Genomic DNA, 25,665 nt, shown 5'->3' with positions numbered 1-25,665 from the left:
CCTAGACGTCCCGGCGGCCGACGACCAGGTACGAGCCGGCCACCGCGGCGCCGGTGACCAGCACGATCAGCATCACGTGCGAGAAGTTGCTCGGCGTCGGGCCCATGTCGCCGCCCTCCGGCATGCCGAACAGCTGCATCATCGCCACCGGCACGTTGTGCCGCAGGATCAGCCGGCTGACGGGCGCGACGGCCTCCCACATGCTGAGCATGGCCCCGATCACCGGCGGCAGCGTGACCACGCCCAGCATCACGGCGATCGCCCCGGCCGAGTGCCGCACCAGCGCACCGATCGCGAGCGCGAGCACGCCGAGCAGGGTGACGTAGCCGCAGCCGAGCAGCGCCCCGAACCATTCGCCCGCCGCGTGCGGGCCGGACGCGGTGCCGCCGCGCACGACCGCCGCGGTGACCCCGACCACGAAGACCGACAACGCGGTGGTGGCGAAGGCCGCCATGCTGAAGACGAGGTATTTCGCGGTGAGCACCCGGTACCGGTCCGGGGCGGCCGTGAACGTGGTCCGCACCAGCCCGGTGCCGTGTTCCGAGCTGATGGTCAGTACGCCGAGGACGATCACCGCGATCTGGCCGACCAGCAGGCCGATGAGCGCGGGCGTGGTGAAGTTGATCTGCACGTAGTCCGCGTCCGCGGTCTGCACGACGACGGTCAGGCCGACGCCGACCACGATCAGGACGAGCGAGCCCAGCGTCCACAGGGTGGAGCGGAGCGAGACCAGCTTGGTCCACTCCGAGGCCAGGGCGTGTCCCAGGTGCGGCCGCGGGGTGGCGAGGGGGGAGTCGTAGCTCCCGGGCTGCTGCGCCGTCGTGGTCGTCGGGGTCATCGGGTGTCCTCGGGGGTGTGCGGGGCGGTGTTCCTGGTGGCGCCGGCGAGCTCGCCGGGCTTGCCGGGCATCAGGAAGGGCTGCCCGCCCGCTCCCGGCGGCGGGGGCGCGTAGAAACCGGTCTGCGGGACCTCGGGGGCCGCCGCCTCGTCCTCCTCCCAGGCCGGGAGGGAGAGCGGCTCGGGCTCCCACAGCTCGGCCCGCGGGTCCTCGGTGGAGGTGTACTCGACCGCGGACTGGGTCATCCGCATGTACGCCTCCTCGAGCGAGGCCCGGTGCGGTGACAGCTCCCACAGCCTTACGCCGGCCCCGTGCGCGAGGTCCGAGATCTGCGGCAGCTCCAGGCCGGTCACACGCAGTGCTCCGCCGGGCTCCTGCAGGACCCGCCCGCCCGCCTTGGCGAGGGCCGTACCCAGCGTCTCCCGGCCATCAGGATCAGTGTCGGCCGCGCGCACCCGAGCGAATCCGGCCGAGTTGTGCGCGATGAACTCCTGGGTGCCCATGTCGGCCAGCAGCCGCCCCCGCCCGATCACGATGAGGTGATCGGCGGTCAGTGCCATCTCGCTCATCAGGTGCGAGGAGACGAAGACGGTGCGGCCCTCGGCGGCCAGCCGGCGCATGAGGTTGCGGACCCAGAGGATGCCCTCGGGGTCGAGCCCGTTGACCGGTTCGTCGAACAGCAGCACCTGCGGGTCGCCGAGCAGGGCGGTGGCGATGCCGAGCCGCTGGCCCATGCCGAGCGAGAAGCCCTTCGTACGCTGCCGGGCGGCGTCCTGGAGGCCGACCACGGCCAGTACCTCGTCCACCCGCTTCTCCGGAATCCCGGAGAGCTGGGCGATGGAGAGCAGGTGGGTGCGGGCCCGGCGGCCGCCGTGGACGGCCTTGGCGTCGAGGAGGGCCCCGACGTGCCGCTGGGCGTTCGGCAGCTCCCGGAAGGGCCGGCCGTTGATCGTGACATGGCCGGATGTGGGCCGGTCCAGGCCGACGATCATGCGCATGGTCGTGGACTTCCCGGAGCCGTTGGGCCCCAGGAAGCCGGTGACGTGACCCGGCTTGACCTGGAAGGACAGCTGGTCGACGGCGGTCTTCGCGCCATAGCGCTTGGTCAGGCCGACTGCCTCGATCATCTTGCTGCCCCTTACCAGGCCGGGACGACTTTCGCCCGTGTAAGGGTTAAGAGGATAGCCAGGTTCCTACGGTTCCGTCCCCGGCCGGATCCCTGAGCTGCCCCTGAGACAGACCCGGGGATCCCCCGTAGTACGTGCGCAGGAGGTCAGGCGTCCCTCTTGCGGAGGACGGCGTAGCCCCCGAGTACCGCGGCCAGCGTCCAGAGGACCATGATCCCGAAGCCGCCCCACGGGCCGTACGGCGTTTCGGGGCTGTCGAACGCGTTGGGCACGACCTGCATGATGCGCCCCCCGGCATTGCTCGGCAGGTACTGGCCGACCGTACGCGTCGCCTCGAAACCCACGAGGAGGTTCGAGACGATCAGGAAGAACGGGACCAGGACGCTGATGGCGGCGACCGAACTGCGCAGCATGGCCGCCACGCCCATGCAGAAGAGGGCCAGCAGCGCCAGGTACAGCCCGGCGCCGGTCACGGCGCGCAGCACGTTCTCCTCGCCGATCCCGATGCCGAGGTCACCGAGGAGCGCCTGGGTGAGGAAGAACGACGTGAAGCTGGTCAGCAGCCCCACGGCCAGGGCCAGCGCCGTCGCGACCGCCATCTTGCCGAGCAGGAAGTGCTCCCGGCGGGGTACGGCGGCCAGCGAGGTGCGGATCATGCCCGTGCTGTACTCGGTGCTCACGACCAGCACACCGAAGACGATCATGGCCAGCTGTCCGAGCTGCATAGAACTGAGGCTCGTCGCGGTGGGGTCGAAGGTGGCCCGCTGGGCCGCGTCCAGGTTGTCCGGGTCGAACGTGGCGCTGAACAGCGCGGCGAACCCGACGGTGACGAGGAAGACGAGGGCGAGGGTCCAGCTGGTGGAGGCGACCGTACGGATCTTGGTCCACTCGGACTGCAGGACGGCGGTGAAGGCCATGCTCACTTACCGCCCTTGCGCGTCGCCTCGTAGCCGGTGCCCCAGGCGGGGACGTCGGCCGGCCGGGCCGGGTTGTCGGCAGCCATGCCCGGTGCGTGGGCGTGGTATTCGACGGAATCCGCCGTCATGCGCATGAACGCTTCCTCCAGTGAGGCTCGTTGCGGGCTGAGTTCGTGCAGCACGATCCGGTGCTGGGCGGCCAGCTCGCCGAGCTGCTCCGCACTCGCGCCGTCGATCTCCAGGGTGCCGGTGGCGGGAACGCTGACGGCGTTGATCCCGGCCTCGTGCAGGACGTCCTTCAGCCGCTCCTGCTGCGGTGAGCGCAGCCGGACGTAGCTGCGCGAGTTCTGCTGGATGAAATCGGCCATCGGCAGGTCTGCCAGCAGCTTTCCCTGTCCGATGACGACCAAATGGTCTGCGGTCAGCGCCATTTCGCTCATCAGATGAGAGGAGACGAAGATCGTCCTCCCCTCCGACGCGAGGCCCTTCATAAGATTGCGGATCCAGAGAATTCCCTCGGGATCCAGACCATTGACCGGCTCGTCGAACATCAGGATTTCCGGGTCACCCAGCAATGCAGAGGCGATTCCCAGCCGTTGGCTCATTCCGAGCGAAAATCCTTTGGACTTCTTCTTCGCCACGGCCGTCAGGCCGACCAGATCCAGCACCTCGTCGACCCGCTGCCGCGGGATGCGGTTCGACTGGGCCAGGCAGAGAAGGTTGTTGTACGCACTTCGGCCACCGTGCATGGCCTTCGCGTCCAGCAGCGCCCCGACGTGCTTCAGCGGCTCCGACAGGTCGCGGTAGTGCTTCCCGTACACCCGGACCGTGCCGCTGGTCGGATTGTCGAGGTCGAGCATCATGCGCATGGTCGTGGACTTGCCCGCGCCGTTCGGGCCCAGGAAGCCGGTCACCACCCCCGGCCGGATCTGGAAGCTGAGGTGGTCCACGGCGGTCGTCGTACCGAATCGTTTCGTAAGGCCCTCAAGCTCGATCATGCGGACACGCTAGAACGCCCGAGGGCCCTACGCCACCTCGAACGGGTGACATAGGGCCCTCGATCGGGCGCACCGCAGACGCTGCGCGCTACCCGCCGGTGATCAGCGGCTCTGCTGCGCCGGGACGCCGCGGGTGACGGGCTCGTCGTCCACGATCGGGGTGGCCGCCGCGACGGCCGCACCGGTGAGCGTCGCCAGCATCTCGCGGACGTTGGTCAGCTGCGCGTTGATCGAGTCGCGGCGGTTGGTGAGCGCCGCCAGCTCGCGCTCGGACTCGCTGCGGATACGGTCCGCCTTGGCGTTGGCGTCGGCCACGATGTCCTCGGCCTGGCGCTGCGCGGTCTCCACGGTCTGGCGGGCCCGGCGCTCGGCGTCCGTACGCAGCTTCTCGGCCTCCAGGCGCAGCTGCTCGGCGCGGTGCTCGATCTCCGCGAGACGCTTCTCGGCCTTGGCCTGGCGGGAGGCCAGGTCGCGCTCGGACTGCTCACGGCGCTTGGCCAGGTTGGTCTCGAAGTCCGCGGCGGCCTGGGCGGCCTTGGCGCGGGTCTCCTCGAACAGGGCGTCGGCCTCCTCGCGCTTGGAGGCCGCGTCCTTCTGGGCCTCGGCACGCAGGGTCGAGGCGTCGCCCTTGGCCTTCTCGACGATGCGGACGCCCTCGTCCTCCGCCTTCGTCTTGCGGTCCGCGGCGAACGACTCGGCGTCGTTGCGCACCTGCTGGGCGGCCGACTCGGCGAGCTCACGGTGCTGCTCGGCCGCGCGACGGGCCTCCTCGCGCAGGTCCTTCGCCTCTTCCTCGGCCAGCCGCAGGATCTTCTCGACCCGGGCGCCGAGGCCGGCGTACGACGGCTCGGCGTCGTTCACCTGGGCCTGGGCGTTCTGCGTCTCGAGGTGCAACTCCTCGATCCGCTTTTCCAGAGAGTTGATACGTCCAAGGGCGCTGTCGCGGTCGGAGACCAGCTTGGTAATGCGGTCGTCCACCTGACCGCGGTCGTAACCACGCCGCACGAGCTCGAAGCCGAAGGGGGAGGAAGTGTCGCTCATGGGGTTCCTGTCGAATGAGACCGATGAGGTGCTACGTGAGGTGTTAGGGGAATCCTAGGCGCCCAGACGGCGTGTCATCGAGTCAATCCGCGTTTGATCTGGACAATGACACCCCTTTTGAGTGGCAAGGCGACAGAACGCTTGTCACTCGTTCGCCTGAACCTTCATCAGGTGCACACAACCCTGACCCATTTGGCTACCCCTCCGACGTCTTGCCACCCGAACGAGTGGATCCCGCAGTCGCGCCGGCCTTCACGCCCCCCGCGCCCTGGCCGCCGACCGCCGGCTTTCCGCCGACCGAAGGCGCCTCGAATGATTCCAACGCCTCAAGAACGTCCTGGACACGGGAGATCTCCGCCTGAATGTCCTCACGACGGCGCACGAGGACCTCCAGCTCACGGCGGCCCTCCTCGACGAGCTGCTCGGCCTCCGCCTTCGCCCGCGCGAGCGCGCTCTCGGCCTCCCGGGCCAGCTCCGCCTTCTTCTGCTCGGCCTCCTTGAGCAGCGCCTCCGCCTTGCGCACCGCGGCGATGCGCACCTTGCTCGCCTCGCTGCTCGCGTCCGACACCAGCTCCTTGGCCTTCGCCTCGGCCTCGACGCTCTGCTCCGTCGCCGCGCGCACCAGCTTGTCCACGCGCTCGCCGGCCGACTTCATCTGCTCGGCCGACTCCCGGCGGGCCCGCTCGTGCAGCTCCTCGACCTCGCCCTCGACGCGGCCGCGCAGCTCCTCCGCCCGTTCCCTTATGGCAGCGGCGTCCGTGCGGGCGCCGACCAGCAGCTCGTTCGCGTCCGTGCGGGCCTTCTCCACCATGGAGTTGCCCTCGACGGTCGCCTCGGAGGTGATCCGTCCGGCCTCCTTGCGGGCCGCGTCGACCATCGCGTCGGCCTGCTCCTCGGCCGCCGTGGTGGCGGCGAGGGCCTGCTTCTGCGCCTCGGTCGTGAGCTTCTCGGCTTCCGCCGAGGCCTCCGTGATGAGCCGGTCGACCTGCTCCGCGGCTTCGCTGCGGCGCTTGTTGGCCGCCTCGCGGGCCTCGTCCAGCAGCCGCTCCGACTCGGCGCGGGCCTCGCTGCGGATGCGCTCCGCCTCGGCCGCCGCCTGCGCCTTGACCCGCTCGGCCTCCGACCGGGTACGGGCCGCGTGCTCCTGCGCCGAGGACAGCGCCTCCGACGCGTCCGCGCGCAGCCGCTCGGCTTCGCCCGCCGCCTCGCCGACCGTCCGCTCGTTGTCCTTGCGGGTCTGCTCGGTGAGCTTCTCCGTCTCGGACACGGCCTCCGTGACGAGCCGGTCCGCCTGCTCGGCCGCCTCGGTGCGCAGCCGGTTCGCCTCGGCGCGCGCCTCGTCCAGCGTCTGCTCGGCATCGCGCTCGGCACCGGCCAGGGTCTCGTTCGCCGCGACCGTGACCCGGTCCGCCTCCGCGGTGGCCTCGCCGATGATCCGGCCGCCCTCCGCGCGGGCGTCGTCCAGGACCCGGGCCGCTTCGGCGCGCAGCCGGTCGGCCTCGGCCGCGGCCTCGCCGACGGTGGCCTCGTTGGCCACGCGGGTCTCGTCGATCAGGCGGTCGCCCTCGGCACGCGAGTCGACCATGATCCGTGCGGCGTCGCGCTCGGCGCTCGCCAGGGTCTCGGCCGCCTGCGACTTGAGCCGGGCCGCCGCGGCGGTGAGCCGCTCGGCCTCCGCCGTCGCCTCGCCCACGGTGGCCGCGTTCGCGGCGCGGGTCTCCTCGGTGAGCCGGTCCGCCTCCGCCGAGGCCTCCGCGATGAGCCGGTCGATCTGCTCCGCGGCCTCGGTACGCAGCCGGTTGCCCTCGGACCGTGCCTCGTCCAGGGTGGCCGCGGCCTCGGTGCGGGTGGCCTCGGCGGCCTGCGCCGCCTCGGCGGTGATCCGCTCGGCCTCCACCGTCGCCTCGGCCGTGATCCGGGCGCCCTCGGTGCGGGAGGCCTCCAGGGACTCCGCCGCCTCGCCGCGGATGCGGTTGGCGTCGTCGCGGGCGTCGGCCCGGGTCCGGGCCGCGTCCCGCTCGGAGGCGGCCAGCGCGTCCGTGGCCTCCGTACGCACCCGCTGCGCGTACTCGGCGGTGTCGGTGCGCAGCTGCTCCGCCTCGGCGATCGCCTCGCCGACCGTGCGCTCCGCCAGTGCCTTCGCCGCGTCCGTCTCGGCCCGCGCCTCGCTGCGGATCCGGTTCGCGTCCTCGGTGGCCCGCTCCCGTTCCGCGTAGGCGTCCGAACGGACCCGGCCGGCCTCTTCCTCGGCCTCCGTCCGCGTACGCTCCGCCGCGTGCTCGGCGGCGCTGCGCAGTCCGGCGACCTCCTCCTCGGCCTGCTCGTGCAGCCCGGCCACGGAGTCCCGTACCTGCTGCGCGGTGGCCTCCGCGGCGGAGACCACCTCCGACGCGCGCCGCTCGGCCTCCTCGGTCAGCCAGACCGCCTCGGCCTGCGCCTCCTCGGAGCGCTTGCGGGCCTGCGCCAGCAGCTCCTCGCTCTGCTCGCGGGCCTGGGCCCGCTCGCTGTCCGCGTCGGTCCGCGCCGACGCCAGGGTCTCCTCGGCCTCCCGGCGGCGCCGGGCAGCCTCCTCCTGCGCGGCGGCCAGCGCCTCCGCGGCCTCCCCGGCGACCCGCTCGGCGGCGGCCTTCGCCTCCGCGCGCAGCCGGTCCGCGGTCTCCTGGGCCTCGGAGCGCACCCGCTCCGCCTCGGCCTCGGCCTCGCCGCGCAGCCGCACGGCGGACTGCTCGGCCTCCGCACGCACCCGGCCTGCGTCCTGGGCCGCGTCGGTGCGCAGCTGGTCGGCCTCGGCCTCCGACTGCGTCTGCAGGGTGCGGATCCGCTCGGCCGACTCGGCGCGCAGCCGGTCGTTCTCCTCGGTGGTCTCCCGGCGGATGTTCTCCGCCGCGGCGCGGGCGTCGCGCAGCGTCTGCTCGGCCGTCGTCAGGCGGCCCTCGGCCTCCGTGTGCAGCCGGACGAGCTCCTCGTCGGCCTCCACACGCTTGGCGGCCAGCGCCTGCTCGGTCTCCTCGCGCCGGGCGAGGGCGGCCGCGTCCGCCTCGGCCCGTACGTTCTCGGCCTGTTCCTCGGCCTCGGCGCGCAGCCGTTCCGCCTCGGAGCGGGTCCGCTCCAGGGTCTCCTCGGCCTGCTTGCGCAGCGTGCCGGCCCGCTCCACGGCCTCGGCGCGCACCCGCTCGCTCTCGGCGGTCGCCCCGCCGCGCAGCTCGTCCGCGTCCGCCTTGGCCTTGCCGAGCAGCTCCTCGGCGGTCCGGGCCGCCTCCTCGATCTGCTGGACGGCCTCGCGGCGGGCCTCGCCGCGGATCCGCTCGCCCTCGGCGACGGCCTCGGCGCGCAGCTGCTCGGCCTCGCCGCGCAGCCGCCGGGCCTCTTCCTGGAGTTCGACCGTGCGGGCCCGGTACTCCTCGGTGTCGTCCTTCGCGGCGCCCTTGAGCTCGTCGGCCGTGGTCGCCGCCTGCAGGCGCAGCCGGTCGGCCTCGGTCTCGGCCTCGCGGCGGATCCGCTCGGCCTCCTCGGACGCGGCCCGGGTGGTGGCCCGGGCGTCCTCCGAGGCCTTGTTCAGTACGTCCTCGGCCGTGCGGGCCGCCTTCGCCAACTGGGCCGCCATGTCCTCGGCCGCGGCCGTACGGGCGCTGTCACCGGCCTCGGCGCGCAGCCGCTCGGCTTCCGCGCGGGCGTCGGCCAGGGCCTGCTCGGCCTCCGCCTTGAGGGCCTCGGCCTCCTTGGTGGCCTCGCCGACCAGCCGGGCGACCTGTTCCTTGGCCGTACGGGTGCGCTGCTCGTTGACGGATTCCGCCGACGCCAGCTGACGGGTGGAGCTCTCCTTGGCCTCCGCGAGGATCCGCTCGGCCTCGGCACGGGCCTCGCGCAGCGCGGAATCGGCCTCCTGCACACGGGATTCGGCCAGCCGGCCGAGATCCAGGGTCTGCTGCCGGGTGTGCTCGGCCTCGGCGGAGGTGGTGGTGCGCAGCCTCTCCGCGTGCTCACTGGCCTCCTGGGCCTGCGAGGAAGCGGCGGTCAGCAGCCGCTCGGCCTCCTTGCGGGCGCGCAGCAGGGTGGCCTCGGCCTCCCCGCGGGCGGCCTCCGCGTCCGCGGCCATCCGTCGCCGGGTCTCCTCGGCGACGCGGGCGGCCTCGGCGCGGGCGGCGTTCAGGGACTGCTCGGCCTCGGCGCGCGACTCCTCCATGAGCCGGCGCGCCTGGGACTCCGTGCGGGCGCGCAACTGCTCGGCCCAGGCCACGTTCTCGTTGACGTGGGCCTCGACGGTCTGGCGCCGCTCGCCCAGCTCCTGGTCCAGGCGCTGGCGGCGGTTGACCGCCTCGGCGTGCAGCTCGGCCTGCAGGCGCGCCTGGTGCTCGGCGTGCTCCTGCAGGATGCGCTGGGTCTGGGCCCGGGCGTCGCGCAGCTCGCGCTCGGCGTCGGAGCGCATCTGGTCGGCCTGGATCTGGGCATTACGGAGCAGCTGCTCCGCCTGGTAGCCCATGTCCGCGCCGTCGTAGGCGGGACGGGACGCCAGAGCGCGCCGTACCTCGTGGAGCTTGGCGCGCAGCACCTCGACCTGGTATCCCAGGTCCTCAGCGTGCTGGACGGCCTTCCCGCGCTCCTTCTTCAGCCGCTCCATCTCGGCCTCGAAGCGCGAGAGATGGTCGGCCTCGGCCTGATGGCTCTCCTGGCTTTCGTAGCCCCGCACAGCGCGGTCCCATCCGTCCCCTGGTCGCAAGCTCACTCCCAAATGAGCATCGCTCGCCCGCTGAACGACGCCCCCGGGGGAATGGTGTCAGATACCGGGGCAGGGGTCACAGGCCCCGACCCCGTCTCCGCACCGAACCCCGGCCGAGCCATGGCCACTCTACCGGCCGGGGAATCGGGCCATCAGTGGTCCATCAGTGCTCGGGGTTCGAGGTGACCAGTTCGGTGAGGACGCCGTGGCAGTCCTTGGGGTGCAGGAAGGTGATCGAGGACCCCATCGAGCCGGTGCGGGGCTGGTCGTAGAGGACGCGGACGCCCTTGCCGCGGATGGCCTCGGAGTCCCCCTGGACGTCCTCGGTGCCGAAGGCGATGTGGTGGACGCCCTCGCCGTTCTTGGCCAGCCATTTGCCCACGGCGGAGTCCTCTCGGGTGGGCTCCAGGAGCTGGAGGTAGGAGGCGCCGCCGTCGGAGGTCTCGTTGATCTTCAACATGGCCTCGCGGACACCCTGCTCCTCGTTGACCTCGGAGTGGAACACCTCGAAGCCGTACGTGGCACGGTAGAACTCGACGGTTTTGTCCAGGTCGAAGCAGGCGATCCCGATGTGGTCGATTCTTGTCAGCATGGTGACAGTGCACTCCTGAAGGGGGTGGTCACGCAACGTGCGCGCGATCACACCGGCAGCCCGGTGACCGCTGCGGTACCGCCCAGTACATTCACGTAAACCCTCGTTCACTCCTCATCCAAGGGGCTGTGCCTCATGTCCGGATCGAACAACACCACTTCTGTGATCGTCGCCGGGGCCCGCACGCCCATGGGGCGGCTGCTCGGCTCGCTGAAGTCCTTCTCGGGTGCCGACCTCGGCGGCTTCGCCATCAAGTCCGCGCTGGACCGGGCCGGGATCTCCGGCGACCAGGTGCAGTACGTGATCATGGGCCAGGTGCTGCAGGCCGGCGCGGGCCAGATCCCCGCCCGCCAGGCGGCGGTCAAGGCCGGCATCCCGATGAACGTGCCCGCCCTCACGATCAACAAGGTGTGCCTCTCGGGCCTGGACGCGATCGCGCTGGCCGACCAGCTGATCCGCGCCGGGGAGTTCGACATCGTGGTCGCGGGCGGTCAGGAGTCCATGACCAACGCGCCGCACCTGCTGCCCAAGTCCCGCGAGGGCTTCAAGTACGGCGCCATCCAGATGCTGGACGCCATGGCCTACGACGGCCTCACCGATGCCTTCGAGAACATCGCGATGGGCGAGTCCACCGAGAAGCACAACACCCGCCTGGGCATCGAGCGCGCCCCGCAGGACGAGTTCGCCGCCGCCTCGCACCAGCGGGCCGCGGCCGCGCAGAAGAACGGCGTCTTCGAGGCCGAGATCGTCCCCGTCGAGATCCCGCAGCGCAAGGGCGACCCGGTGATCTTCTCGACGGACGAGGGCATCCGCCCCGAGACCACGGCGGAGTCCCTCGGCAAGCTGCGTCCGGCCTTCGCCAAGGACGGCACGATCACCGCCGGCACCTCCTCCCAGATCAGCGACGGTGCGGCCGCGGTGGTCGTGATGAGCAAGGCGAAGGCCGAGGAGCTCGGCCTGGAGTGGATCGCCGAGATCGGCGCCCACGGCAACGTGGCCGGCCCCGACAACTCCCTCCAGTCGCAGCCGTCCAACGCGATCCTGCACGCCCTGAAGAAGGAGGGCCTGGAGGTCTCCGACCTGGACCTCATCGAGATCAACGAGGCCTTCGCGGCGGTCGCCGTGCAGTCAATGAAGGACCTCGGCGTGACCCCGGAAAAGGTGAACGTCAACGGTGGCGCCATTGCCCTGGGGCACCCGATCGGCATGTCCGGAGCCCGTGTGGTGCTGCACCTGGCGCTGGAGCTCAAGCGCCGCGGTGGCGGCGTCGGCGCGGCCGCCCTGTGCGGCGGCGGCGGTCAGGGCGACGCGCTGATCGTGCGCGTCGCCAAGTAGGCAGGCACGGCAGGGCCCGCAGGAACCCGTACGAGAACCGAGGAGCGCAGCACGTATGACGGCGGTGGACGTCCCCCAGCTGGTGGCCCAGGCCCGTGAGGGCCGGCCGAGAGCGGTGGCCCGGCTGATCTCCCTGGTCGAGGGGGCGTCCCCGCAGCTGCGCGAGGTGATGGCCGCGCTGGCCCCGCTGACGGGCGGGGCGTACGTGGTGGGGCTGACGGGGTCGCCGGGCGTCGGCAAATCGACCTCGACCTCGGCGCTGGTGTCCGCGTACCGCAAGGCGGGCAAGCGGGTCGGCGTCCTCGCCGTCGACCCGTCCTCGCCCTTCTCGGGCGGGGCGCTGCTCGGCGACCGGGTGCGGATGTCGGACCACGCCTCGGACCCGGGGGTCTACATCCGCTCCATGGCCACCCGGGGCCACCTGGGTGGGCTGGCCTGGGCCGCCCCGCAGGCGATCCGGGTGCTGGACGCGGCCGGCTGCGAGGTGATCCTGGTCGAGACGGTCGGGGTCGGGCAGTCGGAGGTGGAGATCGCCTCGCAGGCCGACACCTCGGTGGTGCTGCTGGCCCCCGGCATGGGCGACGGGATCCAGGCCGCCAAGGCGGGAATCCTGGAGATCGGCGACGTGTACGTGGTCAACAAGGCGGACCGGGACGGTGCGGACGCCACCGCCCGGGAGCTGAACCACATGCTGGGGCTGGGCGAGGCGCGTGGCCGGGACGACTGGCGGCCGCCGATCGTGAAGACGGTCGCGGCCCGCGGCCAGGGCATCGACGAGCTGGTCGAGGCGCTGGAGAAGCACCGGGCGTGGATGGACGAGCGCGGGGTGCTGGCCCGGCGCCGGGCCGACCGGGCCGCCCGGGAGGTCGAGACGATCGCCGTGACGGCGCTGCGGGCCCGCATCGCGGACCTGCGCGGGGACGCGCACCTCGACGCCCTGGCCGCCAGGGTGGCCGTGGGCGAGCTGGACCCGTACGCGGCGTCGGACGCGCTGCTGGCCGAACTGGGCTCGGCGGCCGACGGGGGAGCGACGGCTGCGGACGCCTGACGCGCGTGACGGGAGCCGTGCCCCCGGCGGGGGCACGGCTCCTGCCGTATGCGGTCAGCCGCTGTCGCTGTCGCTGTTGGTGTCGCTGTTGGTGTCCGAGTTGCCGTCCGTGCCGGACTGGGTGGTGACCTTGCCGGTCGTGGCGTCGACGGAGCCGTCCCACGTCTTGCCGTCGGTGCCCCTCACTTCGACGTGCCAGTACGCGGCCTTGCCGCCGTTGTCGTCGGAGTCCCATTCCACGGTCCAGGCCGTGCCCGGGTGGGCGGCCACGGCCGCCTTGGCGGCCTGCTCCGCGGTGACCTTGGCGGCGAGCAGATCCTGGTGTTCGGCGGCGTTCTCGCTGGTGTCGACGTTCCCGCGGGTCACCTTGCCGGTGGCTGCGTCGACCTGCAGCTCGGCGTGGCCCTTGCCGTCCTTGGTGATCACGTCCACGTGCCACACGTTGCCGTCCCTGTCGAGGGACTCGACGACGCCCGGGTAGTCCTTGAGGGCGGCGGCGACGGCCTGCTCGGCCGTGACGTCGGCTCGGGCGGCGGCCGCGGGGGCGGTTCTCGCCGTGTCGGCGGACGCCGCGGCGGCAGTCGCCACAGGGCCTCCGACCAGCAGGACCACGGACGCGGCTGCTGAGACGAACACGTTGCGCTTCATAGGCTGGACCTCCTCAGGCCGGCCCCGGGTGCCTGTGGTCGCCCACAGGCGAAGGGCCGGTAGCGAGCGTTCCCAGCCATTGTCGGGCCCATCGCCGTCCGGGGCGCGACGAGCGCCCGCGGCCCGGACGGCTCCGGGGTCAGACCTTGCCGCGGTTGTCGCGCAGGTGCTCGGCCACCGGGGCCAGCGAGGCGCGCAGCGCCGCCAGGGCGTCCGGCGGCAGCAGGTCGATGAAGTGCTGGCGGACGGACGCCACGTGGTGCGGGGCGACCTTGCGCATCGTCTCCATGCCCTCGTCCGTGAGCACCGCGTACAGGCCGCGGCGGTCGGACTCGCAGTTCACCCGGCGGACCAGGCCCGCGGTCTCCATGCGGGTGATCTGGTGCGACAGCCGGCTCTTGGACTGCAGCGTGGCGGTCGCGAGATCGCTCATCCGCATCCGGTGGTCCGGCGACTCGGAGAGGTTCACGAGGATCTCGTAGTCGTTGTTGGTGAGTCCGAAGGGCTGGAGATCCTTTTCCAGCTGGTGCATCAGCAGTCTGCTGACGTCCAGGTGGGTGCGCCAGGCGCACTGCTCGGCATCGGTCAGCCAGCGCGTGGCCGTCTCGGTCTCCATGGTCTCCATGAATGAACTCTATCTAAGAAGTTGAATTACGTACAAAAGTGGACGTCAGAGGGTCACAGTCCGAGGCGGCGCTGGAGATCACCCAGCTGTCCCGGCATCCGCGGCACGCCCAGCTGCCCCATCGGGCCCTGACCGGCCCCCGGAACACCCTGCGCGTTGCCCGTGGCCGCGCCCGCGCCGACCGCGCCGATCGCCTGCTCGGCCATCAGCATCTCGGACGACTGCAGCAGCACCGTCCCCGCACCGACGAACTCGAACTGGTGCTCCTCGCCCGAGCTGCCCCCGATGCCGGTCAGCGAGCGCAGTCCGCCCATCACGCCCGTCATGTAGCCGTGGTCGTAGTGGTGGCACGGCGAGGGGCAGTCCGCCCAGCCCACCAGGGCCTGCGGGTCCACGCGCAGCGGCGGCTCCATGAACACCACCGGACCGTTCGACGCCGCCACGAACTTCCCGGTTCCGATCAGCGTCAGGAAGCCCGGGACGATCGACTGCTTCAGCGCGAGCGAGGGCTGGTACGCGAGCAGGTTGCCGGACCGGATCGTCAGGTTGCCGTTGTCCAGGTCGTACGAGTTCACGTCGAAGGCCCGGTCGGCCAGCAGCATCTTGCCCGAGCCCTCGGCCACCACCCAGTCACTGGCGTGCAGCGGCGAGTGGAAGCTGGTGCGCAGCAGCCGGTCGAAGCGCCCGTTGCCGATGCCGTTGAACTCGATGCGCCCGTAGTACGAGATCATCTTGCCCTTCTGCAGGAACCACTGGCTCCCCTTGAGCTCCACGCAGAAGGTGTACGCGTTCACGTTGTCGTCGGAGGGCAGCGTGTACGGGTCGAAGACCGTCGGGCCGCCCGGGCCGCCGGTCACGGGGCCAAAGTTCACAGCTTCTCCTCGGAGGCCTGTACGTACACCGCGCCCTGGCCGGACAGCTCCAGCTGGAACGCCTCGCCCGAGCCGCGCCCCACCATGTCCCGCCAGCCGAGCGCGGTGGAGAGCTTGTTGCGCACCTCGCCGTGATGGGCGACGTACGCCTGCGGGTCCACGTGGACCGGGCGCTGGGGGGTGATCGGCAGCTCGATGACCCCGCCGTGGGCCATCACGGCGACGGAGCCGTGGCCCTTGAGGGTGGTGGTGAAGAGGCCCTGGCCGGTCACCTGGCCACGGACCATGCCCATGACACCGCCCTGGGAGCCCATGAACATCGTGCCCTGCTGGAGGGTGCCGTCGAAGGCGAGCAGCCGGTCGGCCTCGACGTAGAGGGTCTCGCCGGTCAGGTTGATGACCTGGATGTGGTGGCCGCCGTGGCCGAACATCACGGTGCCGCTGCCCTCGACCGTCATCAGCGGGGTCTGCTCGTTCGCCACGCGGCGCCCGATCATGCCCATCACCCCGCCCTGACCGCCCGTCATGCTCGGGGTGAAGGAGACCTCGCCGCGGTAGGCGAGCATCGCGCCGCGCTGGCTGTACATCTTCTGGCCCGGGACTACCTGGGCCTCGACCATCTTCGAGTTGATCTCGCGGAACGGCATCAGATGTCGCCCCCGACGGTGTTGCGCTCGCTGGGCTGCACGTAGACCAGGCCCTCGCCCTCGAAGCGGATCTGGAACGACTCGCCGGAGCCCTCGCCGATCAGTGTGCGGAAGTTCACACCCGACTGGAAGGACTGCTGGAGGTTGCCCGTGTGCGCGATGTAGGCGCCGGGGTCGACGGAGAGCGGGTACTGGGCGCTCACGCGCAGCACCACCGCCGGGCCGTCGGACATGATCGCGGCCTGGCCCGAGCCCTCGACGGTCGTGGTGAACAGGCCGTTGCCCGACGTCGCGCCGCGCAGGCCGGTGAAGGTCGTGCCGGTGCGCAGGCCGGCGTCGGTGCACAGCAGGTTGCTGGACTCGACGTAGAGCTTCTCGCCGTGCAAGTTGACCAGATTGATCTCACTTGCACGGTCTGCGAAGAAGCAGGTGCCGTGCCCCTGCACTTCCATCACCGTCATCTGTTCGCCGGTCAGCCGGCGGGTCACCATGCCGCGGAGGCCTTCGCCGCCACCGGTCATCTTCTTGAAGGCCATCTGCCCGTCGTACGCGACCATGGAGCCGTTCTTCGCTTTCACGGCGTCCCCGGTCAGGTCGACGGCCAGCACCTTGCTGCCTTGGAGTCGGAACTGAGCCACGGGAAGACGTTATCGGCACCGGGCGACCCCGAACAGGGCCCCGTGGCCGATATATGCCACACCCGGGAGATATGGGGCCGGGTCAAGATCCCGCAAAGCGGCTGAGACACTGGGAAGAACCCTGGCCTCCACCCCGAAGGTTCCACGTGGACATCAAGACCGCCTCCGCCCTGCACCGCCTCCGCCTCGTCTCGGTCCCGGAGGCGCTGTCGTTCCCGGCCCTGCTGATCTTCGGCTCGCTGCTGAGCCGGGTCTCGGACATCGACTACCTGATGATGCCGCTCGGTGCCATCCACGGGATCCTGTTCGTCCTGTACGCGGTCTTCCTGCTGGACGTCTGGAGCAAGGCGAAGTGGCCCTTCAGGAAGGTCGCGCTGTTCTTCCTCCTCGCGCTGGTGCCCTTCGGCGGCCTCTACGGCGACAAGCTCCTCAAGCGTGAAGAGGGCGACAGCGTGATCGCCGCCCGGGCGCGCGAGGCGGCCGGCGCATGATCGTCGCGTTCTCGGTGACCCCGCTGGGGGTCGGCGAAGAGGTCGGCGAGTACGTCGCCGACGCGGTCCGGGTGGTCCGCGAGTCGGGGCTGCCGAACCGCACCGACGCCATGTTCACCACCGTCGAGGGTGAGTGGGCCGAGGTCATGGACGTGGTTCGGCGCGCGGTGGCCGCCGTGGAGGAGAGGGCGCCGCGCGTCTCCTTCATCCTGAAGGCCGACATCCGCCCCGGGGTCCACGACGGGATCACCTCCAAGGTCGAGACCGTGGAGCGGCACCTGACCGGCGGCTGAGACGCCCTCACCGGCTCCCCTTCCGGCGGTGGTTCCGCCGATACGTCCGAAAGCGCCCCCGGCCTCCCGGCCGGGGGCGCTTTCGCATGCCCGGAGAGCCCGGACGGGTGCGTATTGAGCGATCGCTCAAATTCCTCTAGGGTGCCGGTTGAGCGATTGCTCAACGCGTGGAACGGGGGGCGGAGATGGGCCTGTACGTCGAGACGGTGGTCCGGGCCGGGATGGACGAGCTCTGGGAGCGCAGCCAGGACCCGGCGCAGCACCAGCGCTGGGACCTGCGGTTCACCTCCATCGGCTACCTGCCGCGCGCCGAGGGCGAACCCCAGCGGTTCCGGTACGCGACCCGGGTGCTGCCGTTCCTCTCCGTCGACGGGACCGGCGTCTCCGCCGGGGAACGCCACCGGGACGACGGGACCCGGGTGTCGGCCCTGCGGTTCGCCTCGCAGCATCCGCTGTCGCTGCTCGCCGAGGGCAGCGGGTACTGGCGCTACGTCCCCGGCCCCGACGGGATCCGCTTCCTCACCGGCTACGACTACCGCCCGCGCTGGGGCCGCTTCGGGGCCCTCGCCGACCGGCTGGTGTTCCGCCCGCTCATGGGCTGGGCCACCGCCTGGTCCTTCGACCGGCTGCGTCTGTGGTGCGAGCGCGGCACCACCCCGGGCGGCGCCCTCGCCCGCGCGATCGGCGAGAGTGCCCTGCGCGCACTGCTGTGCGCCGCCGCCCTCGTGTACGCGCCGCCGGTGGCCGCCCTGTTCGTCCTGGCCGCCGCCCTGCTGCTGCCCCCGCTGCCCGGCACCCCGGCCGCCCGTCGCTGCCGGCGCACCCCGCCCGGCCGCACCCCCGCCGCCGCGCCCCGCCTGCTCAGCACCCTGGAGCCCTCATGACCTCCATCTTCCGGGCCCACATGGGCGCCGACTTCGACCGTCTGCACCCGCAGATCCAGCGCCGCTTCTCGGTGGGGCTGGCGAGCGGAGAGGGCTGCGTCGGCCGCGGCACCATGGAGCGGATATGGCACGGCCCCGGCTATGTGAAACCCTTCCTGCGGCTCGGCGGCATGCGCAACATCCTGGTGCCGCGCGAGGGCCGAAACGTCCCCTTCGTCATCGAGAACCTCCCCTACCGCGACTCCTTCGGCCGGGAGACCGTCACCTTCGTGCGGACCTTCGAGCTGCCCGGCGGACCCCACCGCTTCGACGCCACGATGGTCCACAGCCCCGAGCGCGACTGCGTCCTCGACTACCTGGGCACCCACCAGCACCTCGCCAGCGACCTCCACATGAGCGCCGAGCCCGACGGCTCCCTGCTCATCCGCTCCGGTGAACACCGCTTCCGCGAAGGCCCCGTGGACGTCCGCGTCCCCGACCTCATCGGCGGCGACGCCGAGGTCCGAGAGTCCTTCGACGAGGCCACCGGCCGCTTCCGGATCCGGGTGCGGGTGGTCAACCGGCGCTTCGGACCGCTCTTCGGCTACGAGGGCTCCTTCGCCGCGGAGTACGTCGACGCCCGCGACCGGTGGGCGACGGGGCTCTGCGGCGACCTGCGACCCGTCCGCGAGGAGGTCCGGGCATGAGCGCCGCCACCAAGGAGAAGCTCCTAGAGGGAGCCCTGCGCACCCTGGTCGAGCAGGGCATCGCCAAGACCTCCGCCCGCACCATCGCGGCCACCGCCGGGGTGGGGCAGGGGCTGATCTTCTACCACTTCGGCTCCGTGGACGAGCTGCTCGCCGCGGCCTGCCGGTTCGGCGCCGAGCAGCGGGTGGCCCGCTACCGCGAACGGCTCGCCGAGCTGGGCAGCCTCGCCGAACTGCTGGAGTTCGCCCGCGCGATGCATGGCGAGGAACGGGCCGCCGGGAACGTCGCCATGCTCGGGCAGCTGCTGGCCGCCGGGCAGAGCTCGCCCACCCTCGCCGCCGCCACCGCCGACGGGCTCGGGCTGTGGATCCAGGAGCTGGAGAAGGTCCTGGCCCGACTGCTGGCGGCGACCCCGCTGGACGGGTACGCCGACCCGGCGGGGCTGGCCCGGGCCACGGCCGCCTCCTTCATCGGCATCGAGCTGTACGAAGGGGTGGACCCGCTGGGCGCCGGCAGCGCGTTCGACGCGCTGGAACAGCTCGCCGGGCTGGCCACGGTGCTGGAAGGCCTGGGCTCGCTGAGCCAGCGCGTGGTGCGCCACGGCCTGCGCCGCGGCACCCGCTGACCCCGGACCGGGGCCCGGCCGGCCATCGAGCTCGGGCCGACCAGGACGGACGACTCGGTCACGGTCGAGGTCCCGCAGGACCCGACGCTGGTCCCGCCCGGCTGGTACATGCTCTTCGTGACCGACGCGGACGGCACGCCCTCGGTGGCGAGGTGGCTCCGGGTGAAGGCCCCGGAGCCGGCGGTCCCGTAGGCCCGGCTCCGCGTCAGTCCCTGGCGCGGCGGGCCAGACCCAGGGCGTAGTCGGGCCACCAGGTGCCGGCCGCCGGGCCGCCGCGGCAGGTCCCGTCGGACTCGCCTGGCCGTTTGACCCACAGGTACGCGTCGACGAGCGGGTCGTCCGTCCGGTCGGTCGGCGGTGTCCCGAGGGCGCGGCCCGGCGGGTTGCACCAGGCCCGGCTGCGGTTGCCGGGCAGCGGCCCGTCGCCGTTGCGGCTGGTGTCGATGACGAAGTGCTTGCCGCCGGCGCCCTCGGAGATCCTGGCGCCGTAGGCCCGGGCCGCCGCGTCGGGCTGGAAGTTGGAGACGTTGAGGGAGAAGCCGTCGGCGCGGGCGAGGCCCGCCTTGAACAGGGGCTCGACGAGGTCCATCGGGTTGGGGATCCGGGCCGGGTTGCCGGCGTCCAGATAGACCTTGGTGTTCCGGTTCTTCTTCAGCCGGTCGACGGCCTCGGAGAGCAGCCGGTAGCGCTCGGCGTGGTGCTCGGGCCGGGTGCAGCCGTCGATGACGTGCGCGACGGCGTCCGGCTCCAGGACGACGACGGCCTTGGTGTCCTCGATGTTATCCGCGAAGGCGCCGATCCAGCTGCGGTAGGCCCGGGCGTCCGGGGCGCCGCCGGCCGAGTGCTGCCCGCAGTCCCGGTACGGGATGTTGTACGCGGCGAGCAGCAGGGTCCGCCCGGTGGCCTTGGCCCCCGTCCTGGCCCGGCGGATCTCGGGGCCGGGGTCGCCGCTCGGTCCCCACAGGGTGAGCGGGCGGTCCGCGATCCGGCGCAGCACCTGGGCGTCGCTGTTGCGGCCCGCCGCCTCCCAGGCGGCGACCTGGCGGGCGGCGTCGCTCTTCGGGTCCACCCAGAAGGGGGACTCCTCGGCCGCCACGATGGGGGAGGGGGCCCGGGGGGTGGCGGCGGGGGTTCCCGGCTCGGGCGTGGACGCCCCGCTGCACGCGGGGGCCGCCGCGAGGAGCAGGAGGAGGAGGCCGAGGACGGGGGCGGGGGTTCGAAAACGCGGCCTGCGAGCGGCGGGGGGCATCCGGCTTCCTCGGGACGAAGGGTCGGGCAGCGGACCGGGATACCGGAATATGGTGACATGTCCGGCAGTTGGCGTGCCCGTGCGACACCGGGCGGCGGGGTGGAGCGAGCCGGGCTCAGTGGGCCGGGCTCTGCGGGCCGGGCTCAGCGGGCCGGGTTCTGCGGGCCGGGCTCAGCGGGCCGGGTCGCCCGTGGTCAGAGCGATCGCCAGCGGGGTGCGCTCGTAACGGACCTGGTGGCCGTGGCGGGCGGAGATGAGCAGCCCCGCCGCGTGCAGCACCCCCAGATGGGCCGAGACGGTGGACGGGGCCAGGCCGAGCCGGTGGGCCAGCGCCGTGGTGGAGGCCGGTTCCTCCAGCGCGCACAGCACCTCGGCGCGGGCCCGGCCCAGCAGACGGGCGAGCGCGGCCGGGGTGTCCTCCTGGACCGGGGTCCACAGTGCGCCGATGCCGCGGGCCGGGTAGACGATGGTCGGCTGCCAGGGCGGGTCGAAACCGCCCGCGATCTGTGGCCAGACGAAGGCGCTCGGCATCAGCAACAGCCCCCGGCCGCCCAGGACGCGCTCGTGGTGACTGCGCCGCTCGATGGTCAGGGTGAGGGAGGCGCCGTCCCAGGAGAGGTCCTGGTGCAGGCCGTCGAAGAGCGACTCCAGCCCGCCGGCGGCCAGGCGGCGCGAGTGGAAGACGACGTCCGCCTCCAACAGGGCCCGCAGCCGTGGCCAGTGCGGCTCGATCAGTACGCTCCAGGCCCGCTCCATCAGATCGGCCAGCTCGCGCACGGCCCGCGCCGGATCGGCGAGCAGGGCCCGGCCCAGGTCGCTGCCGAGGGCGCCCGGCGTACAGGCCAGGGACTTGCGCATGTCCTCGCGCGCCGCGGCCGGATCCGCCCCGCGGATCAGCTCGAGCTCCTCCTCGAAGGAGACCCCGGGTCCGCTCGGCGGCGGGCTGATGAAGTCCGTACTGTGCCCCCGGTTCGGCATCAGCAGCCACAGCGGCCGCAGGTCCAGCCCGTCGGCTGCGGCGCGGATCCGCCGCAGCCAGGGCAGGTGGTAGCCCTGCCGGTCCGGACGGTTCAGGGTGCGGACCGCCTCCTGCGTCTCCCACGCGGGCGACAGCGCGAACCGGCACCGCAGCAGGTCCTCGTGCCCGAAGTAGTGGTGCAGTCCCATCCGGCCCCTCCCCTCCTCTTCCTCCCTGTTCCAGGGACTCTGCCCCAACATTCGGCCACAGGCGAATCTCTGGGAGGCCGGGTGCGGGCCCGGAACGCTGGGCCCATGCCAGCCGACATCCAGGCGCCCGGGCGGTCCACACCGCCACCGGGCTACCGCTCCGTGTTCCGGGTCCGGGAGTTCCGGACCGTGTTCTGCGCCCATCTGCTGTCCGTGTTCGGCGTGGTCATCGCCGAGATCTCGCTGTCCGTCCTCGTCTACCGCACCACCGGCTCGCCCCTGATGAGCGCGCTCACCTTCGCCCTCGGCTTCCTCCCGTACGTCCTCGGCGGCACCCTCCTCGCCGGGATCGCCGACCGCCACCCCGCCCGCCGGGTGCTCGTCGCGTGCGACCTCGTCTGCGCCCTCTGCGCGGCGGCCATGGTGCTGCCGGGCACGCCCGTCGCCGTGCTCCTCGTCCTGCGCTGCGCGATGGCCTTCGTGGCACCGCTGTTCCAGGGCACGCGCAACGCCTCCCTCGCCGACATCCTCGGCTCCGGCGACACCTTCGTCCTGGGCCGCTCGCTGCTGCGCATGGTGGCCCAGAGCGCCCAGCTCATCGGCTTCGGCCTCGGCGGGCTGTTGCTCACCGTGCTCGCGCCGCGCGGGGCCATCGCCCTCACCGCCGCCGGATTCCTCGGCTCCGCGCTGCTGCTCCGGCTGGGCACCCGCAACCGTCCCGCCCGCACCGGTGCCCGTACCTCCCCGCTCGCCGGAGTGCGCGCCGTGCTCGGCCGGCGGCGGCTGCGCGCACTGATGCTGATGTTCTGGCTGCCGCCCGTCTTCCTCGTCGCGCCCGAGGCGCTGCTCGCCCCGTACGCCGACGGCATCGGAGTCGGCACCGCCGCCCTCGGCCTGATGATGTGCGCCATGCCCGTCGGCACCATCGCCGGGGAGCTCTGGGCCGGCTCGGCCCTCACCGCCCGAACGCGCGCGCGGATCGTGATCCCGCTCGCCTCCGCCGGTCTGCTGCCGCTCCTGCTCTTCGCACTCCGGCCGGGCCTGCCCCTCGTCCTCGCCGCGCTGCTGCTCGCCGGGCTGGCCCACGCGTACACCCTCGGGCTGGACCAGTGGTACGTCGACGCCGTTCCCGACGAGCTGCGCGGCCGGGCGATGACCCTGCTCAGCACGGGGTTGATGACCCTCCAGGGGGTCGGGATGGCGCTGGCCGGCCTCGCCGCCGAATTCCTGCCCGTGCACACGGTCGTCACCGGCTCCGGGGTCCTCGGTACGGGGGTGGTCCTGCTGCTCCTCGCCGAACTCCGGGCCGCGGTCCGGCAGGAGGAACGACTGAGGGGTGAGACGGCGCCCGCCGCGAAGTGACCTCCCGGTAGGGTCGGCTGCGTGCCCAAGCCGCTCAGCCTTCCCTTCGACCCCATCGCCCGCGCCGACGAGCTCTGGCAGCAGCGCTGGGGACCCGTGCCCTCGATGGCCGCGATCACCTCGATCATGCGCGCGCACCAGATCCTGCTCGGCGAGGTCGACGCGGTCGTCAAGCCGTACGGGCTGACCTTCGCCCGGTACGAGGCACTGGTGCTGCTCACCTTCTCCAAGGCCGGCGAGCTGCCGATGTCGAAGATCGGCGAGCGGCTGATGGTCCACCCCACGTCGGTGACCAATACCGTGGACCGGCTGGTGAAGTCCGGGCTGGTCGCCAAGCGGCCCAACCCGAACGACGGCCGCGGCACCCTCGCCTCCATCACGGAGAAGGGCCGCGAGGTCGTCGAGGCGGCCACGAAGGACCTGATGGCGGTCGAGTTCGGCCTCCGCGCGTACGACGCCGAGGAGTGCGGGGAGATCTTCGCGCTGCTGCGCCCGCTGCGGGTGGCCGCGGCCGACTTCGAGGAGTCCTAGGTCCGCGGGGCCGCGTCAAGATCGAGCAAAACGGACGGCTAGGCTCGTCCGCATGAAACGAAGCGTGCTGACCCGCTACCGCGTCATGGCCTACGTGACCGCGGTCATGCTCCTGATCCTCTGTGTCTGCATGGTGGCGAAGTACGGCTTCGACACCGGCGCCGACCTGACCTTCGTGGTCTCGCAGGCCCACGGTGTGCTCTTCATGATCTACCTGGCCTTCGCCCTCGACCTGAGCTCCAAGGCCCGCTGGCCCTTCGGCAAGATGCTCTGGGTCATGATCAGCGGAACGATTCCGCTGGCCGCCTTCTTCGTCGAGCGCAAGGTCCGCGCCGAGGTCGAGCCGCTGGTCAACGACTCGCTCGCGACCGCCAGGGCCTGAGCGGGGCCTCGTACGAGGCGAGCGTCACTCACCCCCGGGGCGAGTCCCCGGGGGTTTCCCATCGACATTTACTAGGACGTCCTAGTAAATTCATGGGTATGGACGCTGACGCCATCGAGGAAGGCCGCCGTCGCTGGCAGGCCCGTTATGACAAGGCCCGCAAGCGCGAGGCAGACTTCACCACGCTCTCCGGCGACTCCGTCGAACCGGTCTACGGGCCCCGGCCCGGCGACGCGTACGAGGGATTCGAGCGCATCGGGTGGCCGGGTGAGTACCCGTACACCCGCGGCCTCCACGCCACCGGCTACCGAGGGCGGACCTGGACCATCCGGCAGTTCGCCGGATTCGGGAACGCCGAGCAGACCAACGAGCGCTACAAGATGATCCTGGCCGCCGGCGGCGGCGGGCTCTCCGTCGCCTTCGACATGCCGACCCTCATGGGGCGCGACTCCGACGACCCCCGCGCCCTCGGAGAGGTGGGCCACTGCGGCGTCGCCATCGACTCCGCCGCCGACATGGAGGTCCTGTTCAAGGACATCCCGCTCGGTGACGTCACGACCTCGATGACGATCTCGGGCCCGGCCGTGCCCGCCTTCTGCATGTACCTGGTCGCCGCCGAGCGGCAGGGCGTGGACCCCGCCGTCCTCAACGGCACGCTCCAGACGGACATCTTCAAGGAGTACATCGCCCAGAAGGAGTGGCTCTTCGAACCGGAGCCGCACCTGCGCCTCATCGGCGACCTCATGGAGTACTGCACGAAGGGCATCCCGGCCTACAAGCCGCTGTCCGTCTCCGGCTACCACATCCGCGAGGCCGGGGCGACGGCCGCGCAGGAGCTCGCGTACACCCTCGCCGACGGCTTCGGCTACGTGGAGCTCGGGCTCTCGCGCGGGATGGACGTCGACGCCTTCGCGCCCGGCCTCTCCTTCTTCTTCGACGCGCACCTCGACTTCTTCGAGGAGATCGCCAAGTTCCGCGCCGCGCGCCGGATCTGGGCCCGCTGGATGAAGGAGGTCTACGGGGCGAAGAGCGAGAAGTCCATGTGGCTGCGCTTCCACACCCAGACCGCCGGTGTCTCCCTGACCGCGCAGCAGCCGTACAACAACGTCGTGCGCACCGCCGTCGAGGCCCTCGCGGCCGTGCTCGGCGGCACCAACTCCCTGCACACCAACGCCCTCGACGAGACCCTCGCCCTGCCGAGCGAGCAGGCGGCCGAGATCGCCCTGCGCACGCAGCAGGTGCTGATGGAGGAGACCGGCGTCGCCAACGTGGCGGACCCGCTGGGCGGTTCCTGGTTCGTGGAGCAGCTCACCGACCGCATCGAGGCCGAGGCCGAGAAGATCTTCGAGCAGATCAAGGAGCGCGGCCTGCGCGCCCACCCCGACGGTCAGCACCCCATCGGGCCGATCACCTCGGGCATCCTGCGCGGCATTGAGGACGGCTGGTTCACCGGGGAGATCGCCGAGTCGGCCTTCCAGTACCAGCGGTCGCTGGAGAAGGGCGACAAGCGCGTCGTCGGTGTCAACGTGCACCACGGGTCGGTCACCGGGGACCTGGAGATCCTCCGGGTCAGTCACGAGGTCGAGACCGTCCAGGTACGGGAGCTGGCGGCCCGTAAGGCCCGGCGCGACGACGCCAAGGTCGACGCGGCGCTGAAGGCGATGCTGGACGCCGCCCGGGACGGGTCGAACATGATCCCGGCGATGCTGGACGCGGTGCGGGCCGAGGCCACGATGGGCGAGATCTGCAACGTCCTGCGCGACGAGTGGGGCACGTACACGGAGCCGCCGGGCTTCTAGTCCGGCGCCGGCATGTGTGTGACGGCATGTGTGTGACGGCCGGGGAATGGGGGCCCCGCACGGGGGGGCCCAACACCCCGCCCCCGGGTGAGAAGCCGCGGGGCCGGGCCGGGCCCGCGACAATAGGCACGGGGACGTTGGGGGACCCCCAA

25 protein-coding genes and 1 pseudogene are annotated in these 25,665 nt (G+C 71.9%); 12 read left to right on the top strand and 14 right to left on the bottom strand.

Going from position 1 to position 25,665, the window contains the following annotated elements; translation table 11 throughout:
- Nucleotide 1: 1 nt before the first annotated feature.
- The 7 genes from ACGFZK_RS11395 to mce all read right to left on the bottom strand — a co-directional run bounded on the left by ACGFZK_RS11395 (nucleotide 2) and on the right by mce (nucleotide 10,230).
- Nucleotides 2–838, bottom strand: coding sequence for an ABC transporter permease (locus tag ACGFZK_RS11395; RefSeq protein WP_393848637.1), 837 nt, complete (start codon nucleotides 836–838; stop codon nucleotides 2–4).
- On the bottom strand, nucleotides 835–1,965 hold the full coding sequence (locus tag ACGFZK_RS11390) for an ABC transporter ATP-binding protein (protein ID WP_393848636.1): 1,131 nt from the start codon (nucleotides 1,963–1,965) through the stop codon (nucleotides 835–837). Before ACGFZK_RS11390 ends, ACGFZK_RS11395 begins: the two co-directional genes overlap by 4 nt.
- Nucleotides 1,966–2,111: 146 nt before the next feature.
- Nucleotides 2,112–2,882 (bottom strand): ABC transporter permease, encoded by a 771-nt coding sequence (locus tag ACGFZK_RS11385; RefSeq protein WP_393848934.1) that lies wholly within the window; start codon nucleotides 2,880–2,882, stop codon nucleotides 2,112–2,114.
- A gap of 2 nt (nucleotides 2,883–2,884) precedes the next feature.
- The gene (locus ACGFZK_RS11380) at nucleotides 2,885–3,880 is read right to left on the bottom strand and encodes an ABC transporter ATP-binding protein (RefSeq protein WP_393848635.1); all 996 of its coding nucleotides are present in this window, start codon (nucleotides 3,878–3,880) and stop codon (nucleotides 2,885–2,887) included.
- Between the two features lie 102 nt (nucleotides 3,881–3,982).
- The gene (locus ACGFZK_RS11375) at nucleotides 3,983–4,921 is read right to left on the bottom strand and encodes a cellulose-binding protein (RefSeq protein ID WP_393848634.1); all 939 of its coding nucleotides are present in this window, start codon (nucleotides 4,919–4,921) and stop codon (nucleotides 3,983–3,985) included.
- Between the two features lie 196 nt (nucleotides 4,922–5,117).
- On the bottom strand, nucleotides 5,118–9,608 hold the full coding sequence (scy, locus tag ACGFZK_RS11370; protein WP_393848633.1) for a polarized growth protein Scy: 4,491 nt from the start codon (nucleotides 9,606–9,608) through the stop codon (nucleotides 5,118–5,120).
- A gap of 193 nt (nucleotides 9,609–9,801) precedes the next feature.
- Nucleotides 9,802–10,230 carry a methylmalonyl-CoA epimerase gene (mce, locus tag ACGFZK_RS11365; protein WP_008738238.1) on the bottom strand — a complete coding sequence of 143 codons (429 nt, stop codon included), beginning with the start codon at nucleotides 10,228–10,230 and terminating at the stop codon, nucleotides 9,802–9,804.
- Between the two features lie 135 nt (nucleotides 10,231–10,365).
- On the opposite strand from mce, the gene ACGFZK_RS11360 reads away from it, so the two are divergent.
- On the top strand, nucleotides 10,366–11,565 hold the full coding sequence (locus ACGFZK_RS11360; protein WP_393848632.1) for an acetyl-CoA C-acetyltransferase: 1,200 nt from the start codon (nucleotides 10,366–10,368) through the stop codon (nucleotides 11,563–11,565).
- Between the two features lie 55 nt (nucleotides 11,566–11,620).
- Nucleotides 11,621–12,613 carry a methylmalonyl Co-A mutase-associated GTPase MeaB gene (meaB, locus tag ACGFZK_RS11355; RefSeq protein ID WP_393848631.1) on the top strand — a complete coding sequence of 331 codons (993 nt, stop codon included), beginning with the start codon at nucleotides 11,621–11,623 and terminating at the stop codon, nucleotides 12,611–12,613.
- Between the two features lie 54 nt (nucleotides 12,614–12,667).
- Here the strand turns inward: meaB and ACGFZK_RS11350 are convergent, their stop codons facing one another.
- The 5 genes from ACGFZK_RS11350 to ACGFZK_RS11330 all read right to left on the bottom strand — a co-directional run bounded on the left by ACGFZK_RS11350 (nucleotide 12,668) and on the right by ACGFZK_RS11330 (nucleotide 16,043).
- Nucleotides 12,668–13,261 (bottom strand): PepSY domain-containing protein, encoded by a 594-nt coding sequence (locus ACGFZK_RS11350; RefSeq protein WP_393848630.1) that lies wholly within the window; start codon nucleotides 13,259–13,261, stop codon nucleotides 12,668–12,670.
- A 139-nt stretch (nucleotides 13,262–13,400) separates the two neighbouring features.
- Nucleotides 13,401–13,877 (bottom strand): MarR family winged helix-turn-helix transcriptional regulator, encoded by a 477-nt coding sequence (locus ACGFZK_RS11345; RefSeq protein ID WP_393848933.1) that lies wholly within the window; start codon nucleotides 13,875–13,877, stop codon nucleotides 13,401–13,403.
- 62 nt (nucleotides 13,878–13,939) lie between these two features.
- The gene (locus ACGFZK_RS11340) at nucleotides 13,940–14,743 is read right to left on the bottom strand and encodes an AIM24 family protein (RefSeq protein ID WP_393848932.1); all 804 of its coding nucleotides are present in this window, start codon (nucleotides 14,741–14,743) and stop codon (nucleotides 13,940–13,942) included.
- An 11-nt stretch (nucleotides 14,744–14,754) separates the two neighbouring features.
- Nucleotides 14,755–15,405, bottom strand: a complete 651-nt coding sequence (locus ACGFZK_RS11335; protein WP_361938379.1) for an AIM24 family protein — start codon at nucleotides 15,403–15,405, stop codon at nucleotides 14,755–14,757.
- Nucleotides 15,405–16,043: an AIM24 family protein gene (locus tag ACGFZK_RS11330; protein ID WP_393848629.1), complete on the bottom strand. Its 639-nt coding sequence runs from the start codon at nucleotides 16,041–16,043 to the stop codon at nucleotides 15,405–15,407. Before ACGFZK_RS11330 ends, ACGFZK_RS11335 begins: the two co-directional genes overlap by 1 nt.
- A 146-nt stretch (nucleotides 16,044–16,189) precedes the next feature.
- Between ACGFZK_RS11330 and ACGFZK_RS11325 the strand changes: the two genes are divergently transcribed.
- From ACGFZK_RS11325 to ACGFZK_RS11300, 6 genes and pseudogenes are all read left to right on the top strand, one after another.
- Nucleotides 16,190–16,534: a DUF3817 domain-containing protein gene (locus ACGFZK_RS11325; protein WP_393848628.1), complete on the top strand. Its 345-nt coding sequence runs from the start codon at nucleotides 16,190–16,192 to the stop codon at nucleotides 16,532–16,534.
- Nucleotides 16,531–16,827 (top strand): MTH1187 family thiamine-binding protein, encoded by a 297-nt coding sequence (locus tag ACGFZK_RS11320; protein ID WP_393848627.1) that lies wholly within the window; start codon nucleotides 16,531–16,533, stop codon nucleotides 16,825–16,827. The genes ACGFZK_RS11325 and ACGFZK_RS11320 overlap by 4 nt, the downstream gene beginning before the upstream one ends.
- A gap of 185 nt (nucleotides 16,828–17,012) precedes the next feature.
- The gene (locus ACGFZK_RS11315) at nucleotides 17,013–17,711 is read left to right on the top strand and encodes a hypothetical protein (protein WP_393848931.1); all 699 of its coding nucleotides are present in this window, start codon (nucleotides 17,013–17,015) and stop codon (nucleotides 17,709–17,711) included.
- Nucleotides 17,708–18,397, top strand: a complete 690-nt coding sequence (locus ACGFZK_RS11310) for a DUF4166 domain-containing protein (protein WP_393848626.1) — start codon at nucleotides 17,708–17,710, stop codon at nucleotides 18,395–18,397. Before ACGFZK_RS11315 ends, ACGFZK_RS11310 begins: the two co-directional genes overlap by 4 nt.
- Nucleotides 18,394–19,023 (top strand): TetR/AcrR family transcriptional regulator, encoded by a 630-nt coding sequence (locus ACGFZK_RS11305; protein ID WP_393848625.1) that lies wholly within the window; start codon nucleotides 18,394–18,396, stop codon nucleotides 19,021–19,023. The genes ACGFZK_RS11310 and ACGFZK_RS11305 overlap by 4 nt, the downstream gene beginning before the upstream one ends.
- Before the next feature lie 21 nt (nucleotides 19,024–19,044).
- Nucleotides 19,045–19,215: pseudogene (locus ACGFZK_RS11300) on the top strand (galactose oxidase-like domain-containing protein); the annotation flags it as partial.
- Nucleotides 19,216–19,228: 13 nt separating this feature from the next.
- Here ACGFZK_RS11300 and ACGFZK_RS11295 read toward each other — a convergent pair.
- Together ACGFZK_RS11295 and ACGFZK_RS11290 are read right to left on the bottom strand one after the other, a co-directional pair.
- Nucleotides 19,229–20,272: a glycoside hydrolase family 6 protein gene (locus tag ACGFZK_RS11295; protein WP_393848624.1), complete on the bottom strand. Its 1,044-nt coding sequence runs from the start codon at nucleotides 20,270–20,272 to the stop codon at nucleotides 19,229–19,231.
- A gap of 171 nt (nucleotides 20,273–20,443) precedes the next feature.
- A complete protein-coding gene (locus ACGFZK_RS11290; RefSeq protein WP_393848623.1) occupies nucleotides 20,444–21,439 on the bottom strand; it encodes a DUF5937 family protein in 996 nt (331 codons plus the stop codon).
- 105 nt (nucleotides 21,440–21,544) lie between these two features.
- On the opposite strand from ACGFZK_RS11290, the gene ACGFZK_RS11285 reads away from it, so the two are divergent.
- From ACGFZK_RS11285 to ACGFZK_RS11270, 4 genes are all read left to right on the top strand, one after another.
- A complete protein-coding gene (locus tag ACGFZK_RS11285; RefSeq protein WP_393848622.1) occupies nucleotides 21,545–22,801 on the top strand; it encodes an MFS transporter in 1,257 nt (418 codons plus the stop codon).
- Between the two features lie 21 nt (nucleotides 22,802–22,822).
- Nucleotides 22,823–23,332: a MarR family winged helix-turn-helix transcriptional regulator gene (locus ACGFZK_RS11280; protein WP_393848621.1), complete on the top strand. Its 510-nt coding sequence runs from the start codon at nucleotides 22,823–22,825 to the stop codon at nucleotides 23,330–23,332.
- Nucleotides 23,333–23,384: 52 nt separating this feature from the next.
- Entirely contained in the window at nucleotides 23,385–23,714 is a 330-nt protein-coding gene (locus ACGFZK_RS11275) for a DUF3817 domain-containing protein (protein WP_393848620.1), read from the top strand.
- A gap of 98 nt (nucleotides 23,715–23,812) precedes the next feature.
- Complete coding sequence (locus ACGFZK_RS11270; protein WP_393848619.1) at nucleotides 23,813–25,513, top strand: methylmalonyl-CoA mutase; 1,701 nt, start codon at nucleotides 23,813–23,815, stop codon at nucleotides 25,511–25,513.
- Nucleotides 25,514–25,665: the final 152 nt, after the last annotated feature.

This window comes from Streptomyces sp. NPDC048257 (assembly GCF_043201855.1).
GTDB lineage: Bacteria > Actinomycetota > Actinomycetes > Streptomycetales > Streptomycetaceae > Streptomyces.
The sequence above is the reverse complement of the archived record's forward strand: the minus strand, read 5'-3'. Positions and strand labels throughout refer to the sequence as shown.